The sequence below is a fragment of the Pseudundibacterium arcticum genome (assembly GCF_042646465.1).
Taxonomy (GTDB): Bacteria; Pseudomonadota; Gammaproteobacteria; order Burkholderiales; family Burkholderiaceae_D; genus Undibacterium_A; species Undibacterium_A arcticum.
This window is the reverse complement of record NZ_JBHRTP010000016.1, coordinates 42,645-55,136: the sequence shown is the minus strand read 5'-3', so window position 1 is coordinate 55,136 and position 12,492 is coordinate 42,645. Positions and strand designations below refer to the sequence as shown.

General features: G+C 60.6%; 11 protein-coding genes. 3 read left to right on the top strand and 8 right to left on the bottom strand.

The features are described from left to right. Positions 1-30: 30 nt before the first annotated feature. Both aroKB and ACFOFO_RS06015 read left to right on the top strand, forming a co-directional pair. Entirely contained in the window at positions 31-1,701 is a 1,671-nt protein-coding gene (aroKB, locus tag ACFOFO_RS06020) for a bifunctional shikimate kinase/3-dehydroquinate synthase AroKB (RefSeq protein WP_390331131.1), read from the top strand. A 1-nt stretch (position 1,702) separates the two neighbouring features. Then, on the top strand, positions 1,703-2,839 hold the full coding sequence (locus tag ACFOFO_RS06015) for a deoxyguanosinetriphosphate triphosphohydrolase (protein WP_390327383.1): 1,137 nt from the start codon (positions 1,703-1,705) through the stop codon (positions 2,837-2,839). A gap of 151 nt (positions 2,840-2,990) precedes the next feature. Here the strand turns inward: ACFOFO_RS06015 and ACFOFO_RS06010 are convergent, their stop codons facing one another. From ACFOFO_RS06010 to ACFOFO_RS05975, 8 genes are all read right to left on the bottom strand, one after another. Beyond that, the gene (locus tag ACFOFO_RS06010) at positions 2,991-4,094 is read right to left on the bottom strand and encodes an enoyl-CoA hydratase/isomerase family protein (protein ID WP_390327382.1); all 1,104 of its coding nucleotides are present in this window, start codon (positions 4,092-4,094) and stop codon (positions 2,991-2,993) included. Positions 4,095-4,329: 235 nt separating this feature from the next. Next, positions 4,330-4,689 carry a ribosome hibernation-promoting factor, HPF/YfiA family gene (gene hpf, locus ACFOFO_RS06005; RefSeq protein WP_390327381.1) on the bottom strand — a complete coding sequence of 120 codons (360 nt, stop codon included), beginning with the start codon at positions 4,687-4,689 and terminating at the stop codon, positions 4,330-4,332. 79 nt (positions 4,690-4,768) lie between these two features. After that, entirely contained in the window at positions 4,769-6,277 is a 1,509-nt protein-coding gene (locus ACFOFO_RS06000; protein ID WP_390327379.1) for an RNA polymerase factor sigma-54, read from the bottom strand. Positions 6,278-6,544: 267 nt separating this feature from the next. After that, on the bottom strand, positions 6,545-7,285 hold the full coding sequence (gene lptB, locus ACFOFO_RS05995; RefSeq protein WP_390327378.1) for an LPS export ABC transporter ATP-binding protein: 741 nt from the start codon (positions 7,283-7,285) through the stop codon (positions 6,545-6,547). Beyond that, positions 7,282-7,848, bottom strand: a complete 567-nt coding sequence (gene lptA / locus ACFOFO_RS05990; protein WP_390327377.1) for a lipopolysaccharide transport periplasmic protein LptA — start codon at positions 7,846-7,848, stop codon at positions 7,282-7,284. Before lptA ends, lptB begins: the two co-directional genes overlap by 4 nt. A gap of 59 nt (positions 7,849-7,907) precedes the next feature. Further along, the gene (lptC, locus tag ACFOFO_RS05985; RefSeq protein ID WP_390327375.1) at positions 7,908-8,501 is read right to left on the bottom strand and encodes an LPS export ABC transporter periplasmic protein LptC; all 594 of its coding nucleotides are present in this window, start codon (positions 8,499-8,501) and stop codon (positions 7,908-7,910) included. Next, positions 8,498-9,103 (bottom strand): KdsC family phosphatase, encoded by a 606-nt coding sequence (locus ACFOFO_RS05980; RefSeq protein WP_390327373.1) that lies wholly within the window; start codon positions 9,101-9,103, stop codon positions 8,498-8,500. The genes lptC and ACFOFO_RS05980 overlap by 4 nt, the downstream gene beginning before the upstream one ends. Then, entirely contained in the window at positions 9,103-10,128 is a 1,026-nt protein-coding gene (locus tag ACFOFO_RS05975) for a KpsF/GutQ family sugar-phosphate isomerase (protein ID WP_390327372.1), read from the bottom strand. The genes ACFOFO_RS05980 and ACFOFO_RS05975 overlap by 1 nt, the downstream gene beginning before the upstream one ends. A 167-nt stretch (positions 10,129-10,295) precedes the next feature. Here ACFOFO_RS05975 and ACFOFO_RS05970 point away from each other — a divergent pair, with 167 nt between their 5' ends. Next, the gene (locus tag ACFOFO_RS05970) at positions 10,296-12,278 is read left to right on the top strand and encodes a monovalent cation:proton antiporter family protein (protein ID WP_390327371.1); all 1,983 of its coding nucleotides are present in this window, start codon (positions 10,296-10,298) and stop codon (positions 12,276-12,278) included. The last annotated feature ends 214 nt before the right edge of the window (positions 12,279-12,492 follow it).

The following is a 12,492-nucleotide window of genomic DNA, read 5'->3' as shown; positions in this document are numbered from 1 at the left end:
GCGTCAAGAAATCTGTTTTTAGTCGGTCTGATGGGCGCGGGCAAGACTACCGTCGGCCGCGCCCTCGCCAAAAAACTGCACAAACAATTCATCGATTCCGACCATGAGATCGAGGTGCGTACCGGCGCCTCGATTCCGTGGATTTTCGAGATCGAGGGTGAAGCAAGTTTTCGGCGCCGTGAGGCTGAAGTGATTCGCGATCTCACCGCCAGGACGGGCATCGTGCTGGCTACCGGCGGCGGTGCGATACTTGATGCCGACAGTCGTGAATACCTCAAAACGCGTGGCAAAGTGGTGTATCTGCGGGCCAGTGTCAACAGCATCCTGCACCGGACCAGCCACGACAAGAACCGGCCCCTGTTGCAGACCGTCGATCCGCGCAAGAAGCTCGAAGAGCTTACGCTTCAGCGTGAACCTTACTATCGTGAAGTGGCCGATGTTATTATCGACACCGGACGCCAGAACGTGCATCTGATGGTGCAGGCAATCCTGCAACAGCTCGGATTGAGCGAGGAGGTCGGTGATGCGGCCCCGCTCAATTTCTCCACAGCATCGAACCAATCGCTTCAGCGCAATCAGAAAACCTCGTCGCACACAATCATGACCGAGCAGCAACCTTCTACCATCCATTTGCAAGTTGAGCTCGGAGAGCGCAGTTATCCGATCGTCATCGGCCAGTCCTTACTTGGCAATGCCGCCATGTTCGGGCGTCACATCGGCGCCAAGCGGGCTGCGATCGTGACCAATACGACGGTGGCACCGCTGTATCTGGCGCAGCTCCAACAGAGCCTGCAGTTGGTCGGCAAAGACGTGATCACGATCATCCTGCCGGATGGCGAAGCAGAGAAAACCTGGGCCAGCCTGATGCGGGTATTCGACGCCTTGCTGGCCGAAAAATGCGATCGCAAGACCACCCTGATCGCGCTTGGCGGCGGTGTGATCGGCGATCTGACCGGCTTTGCTGCCGCCAGCTATATGCGCGGCGTTCCGTTCATACAGGTGCCGACCACCTTGCTGGCGCAGGTAGACTCTTCGGTCGGCGGCAAGACCGGCATCAATCATCCGCTCGGCAAGAACATGATTGGCGCGTTTTACCAACCGCGGGCGGTAATCGCCGACACCGGTACGCTCAATACCTTGCCGGCGCGGGAACTATCGGCCGGGTTGGCCGAAGTGATCAAGTATGGTGCGATCATCGACGCCCGGTTTTTCGACTGGATCGAAGCGAATATCGGCCAGCTGGTGGCGCGCGATCCGGCGGCGCTGGCGTATGCGATCCAGCGCTCCTGCGAAATCAAGGCCGACGTGGTGCGGCAGGATGAGCGCGAGGGCGGCTTGCGCGCGATCCTCAATTTCGGGCATACCTTCGGCCATGCAATCGAGGCCGGACTCGGCTACGGTCAATGGCTGCATGGAGAAGCGGTCGGCTGCGGAATGGTGATGGCTGCCGACCTGTCCTACCGGCTCGGGTATATCGATTTCGTCAGCAAAACACGGATCAAGGCGCTGGTCGCCGCCGCGGGTTTGCCGACCACGGCACCAGATTTGGGTCAAGCGCGCTGGATCGAGTTGATGCAGGTCGACAAGAAAAACGAAGGTGGACAGATCCAGTTTATCCTGCCCAAGCCGCTCGGCACGCCAACCATCACCACCGTACCAGCGGATGTGTTGAACGCAACCCTGCAGGCCGGCATCCAGTGACATGAATCACGAAGCGCAACTGGCCCCCTATGCCGCCGTGTCGGCGCTATCGCGGGGCCGGCGCTTTGCCGAAGCCGCATCCAGTTCACGCAGCGAGTTCCAACGCGACCGCGACCGCATCATCCATTGCACCGCCTTTCGGCGGCTTGAATACAAGACCCAGGTGTTCGTCAATCACGAGGGCGACCTGTTCCGCACGCGGCTCACGCACAGTCTCGAAGTGGCGCAAATCGGCCGTTCGGTGGCGCGCAATCTGCGTCTGAACGAAGATCTGGTCGAAGCGATCGCGCTGGCGCACGATCTCGGCCATACGCCGTTTGGGCACGCCGGTCAGGATGCGTTGAATGCGTGCATGAAAGACTGCGGCGGCTTTGAGCACAATCTGCAAAGCCTGCGCGTGGTTGATGCGCTGGAGGAGCGCTACGGTGCATTCGACGGCTTGAACCTGATGTTCGAGACGCGCGAGGGTATCCTCAAGCATTGTTCGGTAGTCAATGCCGCCAAACTGGGCGAGATCGGGCAGCGCTTCCTCGATCGTACCCAACCGTCGCTGGAGGCGCAACTGGCCAATCTGGCCGATGAAATCGCGTATAACAATCATGATATCGACGATGGATTGCGCTCCGGTTTATTGACCACGACGCAACTCGACCAGGTCGATTTTTATGCGCGGCACCGGCGTGAAGTCGAAAGCGTGTTTCCCGGTCTGGGCGGACGGCGCGCGATTGCCGAAACGATGCGGCGCATGATCAACACGTTGGTTGTAGATCTGATCGACAGTTCGCAAGCGCGGATCCGGGATGCGCATCCCGCCAGCGTCGACGAGGTGCGCGCCGGTTCGCCGCTGATCGTGTTTTCGGATGCGATGCAGGCGGAAGCGCTGCAGCTGAAGCATTTCCTGCACCAGAATCTGTACCGGCATTACCAGGTCAACCGAATGACCAGCAAGGCGCGCCATATCGTGCGGCAGTTGTTCGATGCCTTCATCGCCGAGCCGGGCCTCCTACCGCCGGATTATCTGGCTGCCGGCGGCGACCGCCATACACAGGCACGTCAAGTAGCCGACTACATCGCCGGCATGACCGATCGCTACGCGATCCGCGAGTATCGACGCCTGTTTGCAGTCGACGAAATCTGATCGTCCGTCGATCAAGCAATGGCCGACCTGCTCGCGCGCATGACGGCAGGCCAGTTTATCCTGCGCTCGCCGCAGCGCCGCGATGATCGAGTTGTTTGCTCATGTACGCATTGTCGCCTGCAATAGATAGCACTGCGGGGCGTTGCGGCCGTTACGCCAAATTCTTCAGCGGATGCGCATAGGCCGGCCACGCCTCGACAAAGAACGCGCCCACCATCTCGGGCGTGACGGCCTCCAATGCCGGCGGGTTCCACTGCGGGGCATTGTCCTTGTCGATCACCAGCGCGCGTATGCCTTCCAGCACTTCGCCATGCTCGAAACAGTGCCGCACCATGGTGCGCTCCATGCGCAGGGAGTCGGCCACGGACATGCTGGCGCCGCGCCGCAGCTGTTCCAGCGTGACGCACATCAGCAATGGCGAGCGTTGTCGCATCACGGCCAGGGTTTTTTGCGCGAACGGGTCGCCATCCTGCTCCAGCGCCGCAACGATCTGCTGCACGCTATCGTGCGCGAAGTGGCGGTCGATCAGCGCGCGTTGCATTGCCAGCCGGCTCGCGGCCGGATCAATTTGCGCACGGAACCCGGCAGCAAAGTGATTGACCACGGCACGCGCGCCGTTGCCCGATCCGCCGCGCGGATTGGTGCGCAACAGCGCCAGCAGCGTCGGCAACTCGGCCGATGGCACGAATACATCGGCCAGCCCGGCATGCAGGGCATCGGCGGCGCCGATGATCTCGCCGGTCAGGCCCAGATAGGCGCCGATCCGGCCTGGTGCGCGCGACAGGAAATAACCGCCGCCGACATCGGGGAACAGACCGATATTGACTTCCGGCATCGCCATCTTGGTGCGCTCGGTGACGATGCGCAGACGCGCCGCTTCGCCGCTCTGCGCGATACCCATCCCGCCGCCCATCACCACGCCATCGAGCAGCGCGATATACAGTTTCGGATAATGGTGGATCAGGTGATTCAGCGCATATTCTTCGGTGAAGAAATCTTCCAGCAGCGCGCTGCCGCCGGTGGGTGGCTTGCTGCCAACCGCATGAAAGAAGCGGATATCGCCGCCGGCGCAAAACGCCTTGGCGCTGCTGCTATGGATCACGACCGCATCGATCGCCGCGTCATCGCGCCAGCCCAGCAGCACCTGCGTCAATGCGCGCACCATCGCCAGTGACAAGGAATTGAGCGCATCCGGGCGGTTCAGTGTGATGAAGCCGATCCGGTTGTGGGTGCTGCTCTGAACGTAGTCGGACATGGTGTGATTGGCGAAAAAGAAAGCAGCATTTTATCGGAACTCGTGTTGCCAGTGCCCGTTGCCGTGCGCAGTACCGGATGCCGAGTTTTCCGCGAAGCATCAAATCCGATTCTCTCGAGCTACGCGAATATCCATATCGGTGCAGGTCACGGCAAATCTTGATGCGCTCCAATGGAAAAGGGCGCATCGCTGCGCCCTTCATACCATGTTGCCGATCTGTTCGGCAGTCGGCCACCTAGGTGGCGACGACTTCGGGCGCTGGCGCCTCCGGCATATGCTTGATTGCCTCATGTTGATGTTGTTGCAACCTGTCTTTGTACTTGATCACTTGACGATCAAGTTTGTCGATCAGGCTGTCGATGGCGGCATACAGGTCATGCGCCAGACTTTCCACGTGCAGCGCCTTTCCGCTCAAACGCAGATTGATTTCCGCTTTTTGTCGCTTTTCTTTTTCCGGGAGATTATCGACGGTCAGGATGACCGCTATATCAATGACATGTTCGAAATGGCGCATGACGCGCTCGAGCTTGCTTTGTACATAGTCCCTGATTGCGGGGGTCACTTCGAGATGATGTCCACTGATGGTGAGATTCATACAACGCTCCTATTGATGTCACTGGCGTTCCCGATCAACTACAAACAACGCTACCGCAGGAACACAGCAACGAGAAAAACTACAAAGACTTGCGCAGGCCTACCGCCGGGATCTTGAGGGCTTCTCGATATTTCGCGACCGTGCGTCGCGCGATTACCATGCCCTGTTCACCCAGCATGTCTGCAATTTTGCTGTCTGAAAGTGGATGTTGAGGGTCTTCTGCTCCTATCAGTTGCGTGATGAGTGCCCGTATCGCCGTCGATGACGCTTCCCCTCCCGCTTCGGTGGCGACGTGGCTGCCAAAGAAGTATTTCAACTCGAACATGCCGTGCGGGGTAAGCATGTACTTCTGCGTGGTGACACGAGAAATGGTGCTCTCGTGTAAACCCAGTGTATCAGCTATTTCACGCAAAACAAGGGGGCGCATCGCGACAGCGCCATGGGTAAAAAAGTTCCGCTGGCGCTCCACAATCGCTTGCGATACGCGAAGAATCGTATCGAAACGCTGGCGCATATTCTTGATCAGCCACTTTGCCTCTTGCAGTTGCGAGCCGAGCGAGCCATCGCCCTTGTTTTGCTTGAGGATGCTGGCATACATCGCGTTGACCCGCAGCCGCGGCATCACATCGCGGTTCAGCGTCACCTGCCAGTCGTTCTTGATGCGCCGCACTACCACGTCCGGCACCACGTAATCCGAGCTGCCGGCGGCGAATACGGCGCCCGGATGCGGGTTGCACATCCGGATCACGGTCTGCGCCTCGCGCAGATCCTCGTCGTCGCAACTGAACGCTTTTTTGAGTTTGGTGAAGTCGCGTTGCGCAAACAGGGTGAGGTGGTGTTCGACGATTGCGAGCGCCATCTTGCGCGTCACGTATGGCACTTTCGGCAATCGCTTGATTTGCAACGCCAGGCATTCTGCGGCGCAGCAGGCACCGACGCCAGCCGGGTCGAAACTCTGCAACAGCTTCAGTACCGTGTTCAGTTCATCGAGTTCGACTTCCAATTCCGGCGGTAGCAGCGCGTGGATTTCTTCCAGCGTCTGCTCCAGATAGCCGTTCTCGTCGATTGCGTCGATCACCAGTTCCAGCAGCGCGCGGTCGCGCGGCTCACGCACGGTCACCCGCATCTGCTCCAGCAGGTGCTCGCGCAGCGTCGAGTGATGCGCTTCCAGTTGCGGCCAGCCATCGTCGTCGGGCGCCTTGCTGCTGCGCGGGGCATCGTCGAAACTCCAGTCGGAGTCGCCGGCTTCGGCCGGTTCGCCGTCCGCCGCAGCGCCGGCATCGGCGCCCTCCGCAGCGCGCTCAGGTTGGTCGGCGCTGCCTGAGCCATTGCTGTCGCTGGCGCTTGGCCCCGTGTCGGCCGGCGTGCTGGAGGTGCCGGACGTATCGTTAAACACGCCATCGGCCTGCAATCGCACCGAACGATCGAGTGGATCGTCGAGTCGCTCCAGCAGCGGATTCTCTAGCATGATCTGCTCCAGTTCCTGCTGCAGTTCGAGCGTCGACAATTGCAGCAATCGTATCGATTGCTGCAATTGTGGGGTCAACGCAAGATGCTGCGAAGTGCGGAGCTGAAGTGACTGCTTCATGTTTGTTTCATGTCGGCTGGATTATTTCCTGTGCGGCTTGCTGCAACTTATCACGGACCGATGGCGCGCCGGTGATCTTGATTGATATTGATTGATATTGATCTTTGTGATGGAGTATGTTGCTTCTCCCATTAATTGGTATGCGAAACCAACGTTCCTCTCATGGAGTATGTGGATCGTTTACAGTTCCGTATGCATGCTGCATCACTCGTTCAGCGGCCAGCCGCAGTGCCGCACGGCGTTGCCCACGGCTTGCATCGCACGGGTTTACATACGGAAATGTTCCCCCAGGTACACCCGCCGCACCGATTCATTGGCGATGATCTCGTCCGGATGGCCGCTGGCCAGCACCTCGCCCTGATTGATGATGTAGGCGTGGTCGCAGATGCCGAGTGTCTCGCGCACATTGTGGTCGGTGATCAGCACGCCGATGTCGCGCGCCTTCAGGAAACGCACGATGCGCTGGATCTCGATCACCGCGATCGGATCGACGCCGGCAAACGGTTCGTCCAACAGGATAAAACGCGGGTTGGTGGCCAGCGCGCGCGCGATCTCGACGCGCCGCCGCTCACCACCGGACAGCGACAGCGCCTGATTCTCGCGCAGCTTTTCAATTTGCAAATCGTGCAACAAGGTGTCCAGTCGCTGCTCGATCTCCGCTTTCGGCAGTGCCTTGCCATCCGTTTTTTGCAGTTCCAGTACTGCGCGGATATTGTCTTCCACCGTCAGCTTGCGAAACACCGACGCCTCTTGCGGCAGGTAGGACAGGCCGAGCATCGCGCGCCGGTGGATCGGGTGGTGCGAGATATCGACGCCATCCAGATCGATCTCGCCGGCGTCCGACGGCACCAGGCCGACGATCATATAAAACGAGGTGGTCTTGCCGGCACCGTTCGGGCCCAGCAGGCCGACCACTTCACCGCTTTTTACTTGCACCGACACATCGCTGACCACCATCCGTTTGCCATAGGATTTTTGCAGGCCGCGCACATCCAGGGTGCTGCTCATTTACTTCCCTTCGACTCGGGGCGCGGCTGAATCACGACCTTGATCCTCCCGGCGCCGGGTTTGCTCCCGCCGTTGGCGGTATTGTTGACCGAGAAAAATTCGGTGCGGCTGTCGTAGGAGATGAATTCGCCCTCGACCTCGTCGGTCGGCTTACTGCCTTCCAGCCGCTTTAGCTTGGCCTTGGAAAAGAAGCGCGCCAGTTCGTTCTTGCCGTCGTATTCGATCCGTTCGCCCTGACCTTCCATCCACAGGTCGGAGCCGCCGTCGCGCTTCTGCCGGAACGTCGCGACGCCGCCCGACACGCCGGTCAGGGTCGCAAATTGGTAGCCGGCCGGATCCTGCGTCACGACCATCTTGTCGGCCTTCATGATCAACGTCCCGCGCTTCAACACCACGTTGCCGCTGAACGTATTGATCTGCTTGACGTCGTCATAGGCCATCTGGTCGGCCTCGATATTGGTCGGTTTGCCGGCGTCGGCCTTTTCGGCATGCGCGACACCCGTGACGCCAAACGCCAGCAATAGCGCCAGCAACAGCGGCGGGTAAGAAAGAAAACGTGTCATGACAAAATCTTCATTGAGTACGGCATTGGTATTGTTGATTCTTGGCGCACGAATTTCGGCTACCGGGTAGTCGGCGGCGGATAGTGAACCTTGGTTTGACTCAGTAATTTCAGTTCACCGGTCGCGTTGTTGGCAAACATGCCGACCCCGCTCATGCGCGCATTGCCAAGCGCCATCTCGACTGCCTGGTCGCTCTGCATGATGTCCTCATCCGGCAGGATCAACAACTGTTCGGTGTCGAGCCGAAACGGCTGAGACTGCGGTGTGGCCGGTCGGTCGACCCGCACATGGTCGAGCATGTGCAGCCTGCTGTTCAAGTCTTCCAGCCGGGCGCGATCGGCGACGATCGTCATCGGCGGCCGCTCGTCGCCGAGACTGCGCACCACCGGTTGCCGAATCTGGAATGAATCGTCCAGCGGATGATGCGTCATCTTGACGCCCGAAACCTTGTAGCGCGGCTGGCCGGTGGTCGACATGCGGACGTACTGAAAGCGATCGATAAAATAATCCGGCTCGGTCCGCTGCCCCTTCGGCAGCATGTCGGCCAGCTCCTTGCGCGTGTTCTCCAGATACCAGAAACTGCCTAGCGCAAGGGCCAGGCCCAGCACCATCAATACGGTCAGGCGCAAACGGGGCGAGGGGCCGGCGTTCATTGCGGAAATTCGCCCGTGCTCGGCGCAGGACGGGAGGGTAGAGCGGGCCTCGGGGTGAGCGTTAAATACGGTGCCATGGCCGCGTCATACGTGCCCTGTGCGCGCAGAACAAAATCGCAGATTTCGCGCGCGGCGCCGTGACCGCCGGTCGCGCGGCTGACGTAATGGACCCGGCTGGTGACTTCCGGGTGGCCGTTCGGTACGCTGGCGGCAAAGCCGACCTGTAGCAGAATCGGCAGATCGATCACATCGTCGCCCACGAAGCCGCAGTCGGCGGCAGAGAGGCCGGTCTGCTGCAGCAGCAGTTGAAACGCCGCGGCCTTGTCATGCACGCCCTGTTGTACGTGGGCGATGCCGAGATCGCTGGCGCGGCGCAGCACGATCGGGGACTGGCGGGCGCTGATGATCGCGGTGGCGACGCCCGATTGCTGCAGCAGCTTGATGCCGTGGCCGTCGAGTACATTGAAGCGCTTGATCACTTCGCCCTCGGCGCCGAAATGCAGGCCGCCGTCGGTCAGCACGCCGTCGACATCGAAAATCATCAGCTTGACGCACGCTGCGCGTTCCATCGCCAGACCGAGCTTGTGTTGGTCGGTGTGCATCAGATGACCTTGGCGCGAGTGAGGTCGTGGATGTGCAGCGCGCCAACCAGGATGCCGTCGGCATCGGCCACCAGCAGCTGATTGATGCGGAATTCCTCCATCATCGCGACCGCATCGACCGCCAGCCGCTGCGGCTCGATGGTGCGAGGATTGGCGTGCATCACGTCGGCGATGCTTAGTTTCGTGAAGTCCTGTACATGCTCGATCAGACGGCGCAGATCGCCGTCGGTGAACACGCCCAGCACGCGCCCGTCGACGTCGACAATGGCGGTCATCGCCATACCTTTCTTGGTGATTTCCTCCAGCGCCGCAGACAGCGAGGTGTCGGCGCTCACCGCTGGAATATCGGCGCCGCTGCGCATCACGTCGCGCACATGGGTCAGCAGCCGGCGTCCGAGCGCGCCGCCGGGGTGCGAGCGCGCGAAATCTTCCTCACGGAAACCGCGCGCATCGAGTACCGCCACGGCTAGCGCGTCGCCCATCGCCAAGGCGGCGGTGGTGCTGGCGGTAGGCGCCAGATTCAGCGGGCAGGCTTCCTTGTCGACCCGGGTGTTCAGGTGGACGTCGGCCAGTTCGCCCAGGCTGGAGTCGGCATTGCCGGTCATCGCGATCAGCTTGGCGCCCATGCGCTTGATGATCGGTCCGATCGACATCAGCTCGGACGCTTCGCCGGAATTGGAAATCGCGATAAATACGTCGTGCGCGGTAATCATGCCGAGGTCGCCGTGCGCCGCCTCCGCCGGATGCACGAACAGGGCCGGGGTGCCGGTCGAGGCCAGCGTCGCGGCGATCTTGCGTGCGATATGACCGGACTTGCCGATGCCCGACACCACGACCCGCCCATGACAATTGAGCAATAGTTGCACTGCTTGCACGATGCTGTGATCGCCGTCGGCCAGCCGCTGGTCCAGCGCGATCAGCGCGTTGGCTTCTATTTGCAGGGTTTCGCGGGCCAGTCGCAGCGCCCGCTGGGCACTGTCGGCGTCGAAAGCTTTGGGAGGGGATTTTGCTTGGGGTACACTCATGGCGAAAGTATAAACGAATTTGATAAAGCAAAAAACTTGCCATCTGTAACATAAAGTCACATCCCGGGCCGGTCCCGCGCTAGTTTGCAATCAAGTCCGCAGTCAATTCCGCAATACTTGGCGCTAAAACGCACTATCTACGTAATAAAACAACAACGACCAAAATAATGTTCTCAGCGCTTGAACTCACCCTGTTGCTTCTCGGAACCTCCGTCCTCGGTGTGGTCGCGTTCCGCATGCTGCATCTGCCGCCGATGCTCGGTTACCTGGTGGTCGGCATCCTGATCGGACCGCATGCGCTCGGCCTGGTGCATGACGATGGCACCATGCACTCGCTGGCGGAGTTCGGCGTGGTATTCCTGATGTTCTCGATCGGGCTCGAATTCTCGCTGCCCAAGTTGTCGTCGATGCGCACCACCGTGTTCGGCCTTGGCATGGCGCAGGTGTTGCTGACCATCGGCGCCACCATGCTGTTCGGCTGGGTGGTCGCGCGCTTCGCGCCGCAAATCATCAATATCAGCTGGCAGGCCGCGTTTGCGCTCGGCGGCGCGCTGGCGATGTCGTCCACCGCGATCGTCTCGAAGTTGCTGACCGAGAGGATGGAACTGGAAAGCGAGCACGGCCGTCGCATCTTCGGCGTGCTGCTGTTTCAGGATCTGGCGCTGGTGCCGCTGCTGATCGTGATCCCGGCGCTGGCACAAAATCCGGCCGACCTGCTGGCCACTCTGTCCTGGGCCGCGTTCAAGGCCGTGATCGTGCTGTTGCTGCTGCTGTTCATCGGCCAGAAGCTGATGCGCAAATGGTTCCAGATCGTGGTGCAGCGCCGCTCGCAAGAGCTGTTCATGTTGAACCTGTTGCTGGTCACACTGGGTGCGGCCTGGATTACCGAACTGGCCGGCTTGTCGCTGGCACTTGGCGCGTTCGTCGCCGGCATGCTGATCTCCGAGACCGAATACAAGCATCAGGTCGAAGAAGACATCAAGCCGTTTCGCGACGTCCTGCTCGGGCTGTTTTTTGTGACCATCGGCATGCTGCTCAATCTCGAATTGGTGCTGCAGCACTGGTGGCTGGTGCTGCTGCTCTTGACCGGGCCGGTGCTGCTGAAATTTGCCTTGATCGCGCTGCTGGCCAAGCTGTTCGGCGCCTCCAGTGGTGTCGCGCTGCGCACCGGCCTGGGTCTCGCGCAGGCCGGCGAATTCGGTTTCGTGCTGTTGAATCAGGCCGGTGGACTGCGGCTGATGGACCCCTTGCTCATCCAGCTGATCCTGGCCTCGATGGTGCTGTCGATGCTGGCAGCGCCTTTTATCATCGCCAAGTCCGACGCGATCGCGATGAAGTTTTCGGCCAGTGAATGGATGCTGCAGTCGCTGGCGCTGACCCAGATCGCCAGCCGCACCATGAGCACGCAAAAACACGTGATCATCGCCGGTTTCGGCCGTAGCGGCCAGAATCTGGCGAAGCTGCTGGAGGAAGAAAAAATCGCCTACCATGCGCTCGACCTCGACCCGGAACGGGTGCGCGAGGCGCAGGCCGCCGGCGCCAATGTGTCGTACGGCGACGCGGCCCGGCGCGAGAGCCTGGTGGCGGCGGGTATCCACCGCGCTGCGGCGCTGGTGGTGACCTACGCCAGCACGCCGTCGGCACTGAAAGTACTGCATTTCGCACACGAGCTGCATCCGAGACTGCCGGTCATCGTGCGCAGCTACGACGATAGCGATCTCGATCAGCTCAAAGCCGCCGGCGCCACCGAAGTGGTACCAGAAGTGATGGAGGGCAGCCTGATGCTGGCCTCGCATGCGCTGATGCTGTTGGGTGTGCCGCTGCGGCGCGTGGTGCATCGGGTGCAGCGTGCGCGCGATCAGCGTTATGCGTCGCTACGCGGTTTTTTCCACGGCGCCAGCGATGTCGAGGCGGACGATAACGAGCAGTTGCGATTGCATTCGGTCACCTTGCACAATGGTGCGGCGGCGGTCGGCAAGTCGCTGGAGGCACTCGATCTGGCGTCGCTCGGCGCCGAAGTGACGTTGCTGCGGCGCGGCAAATTGCGGCTGGACGTGACGCCGGAGGCGATTCTGCAGATCGGTGACGTGGTGGTGTTGCGCGGCGCGGTAGAAGGCATTTCGAGGGCGGAAGCGCGGCTGCTGAAATAAGCCGCATCATAAAATACACGGAGGTGTATTTTATTTCCCGCGCGCCATCATTGCCGCAATCGCTTATTTTCCGGCAATACTCCCCTAAAATTCCTGCTTGCCGGACTTCTGCACGCCGGCGGAATGCGCGGGTTGGTGATGCGAAACCACAACGGTGGCGGCAACGGCCCTCACGACGTTGCTGTCCACCTTCAACGGTCTGGCGCCGATGCTG

Excerpts from the sequence above, each read along its gene's own strand:
- aroKB (WP_390331131.1), top strand. The coding sequence starts at position 31 with ATGGGCGCGGGCAAGACTACCGTCGGCCGCGCCCTCGCCAAAAAACTG.
- ACFOFO_RS06015 (WP_390327383.1), top strand. The coding sequence starts at position 1,703 with ATGAATCACGAAGCGCAACTGGCCCCCTATGCCGCCGTGTCGGCGCTA.
- ACFOFO_RS06010 (WP_390327382.1), bottom strand. The coding sequence starts at position 4,094 with ATGTCCGACTACGTTCAGAGCAGCACCCACAACCGGATCGGCTTCATC.
- hpf (WP_390327381.1), bottom strand. The coding sequence starts at position 4,689 with ATGAATCTCACCATCAGTGGACATCATCTCGAAGTGACCCCCGCAATC.
- ACFOFO_RS06000 (WP_390327379.1), bottom strand. The coding sequence starts at position 6,277 with ATGAAGCAGTCACTTCAGCTCCGCACTTCGCAGCATCTTGCGTTGACC.
- lptB (WP_390327378.1), bottom strand. The coding sequence starts at position 7,285 with ATGAGCAGCACCCTGGATGTGCGCGGCCTGCAAAAATCCTATGGCAAA.
- lptA (WP_390327377.1), bottom strand. The coding sequence starts at position 7,848 with ATGACACGTTTTCTTTCTTACCCGCCGCTGTTGCTGGCGCTATTGCTG.
- lptC (WP_390327375.1), bottom strand. The coding sequence starts at position 8,501 with ATGAACGCCGGCCCCTCGCCCCGTTTGCGCCTGACCGTATTGATGGTG.
- ACFOFO_RS05980 (WP_390327373.1), bottom strand. The coding sequence starts at position 9,103 with ATGCACACCGACCAACACAAGCTCGGTCTGGCGATGGAACGCGCAGCG.
- ACFOFO_RS05975 (WP_390327372.1), bottom strand. The coding sequence starts at position 10,128 with ATGAGTGTACCCCAAGCAAAATCCCCTCCCAAAGCTTTCGACGCCGAC.
- ACFOFO_RS05970 (WP_390327371.1), top strand. The coding sequence starts at position 10,296 with ATGTTCTCAGCGCTTGAACTCACCCTGTTGCTTCTCGGAACCTCCGTC.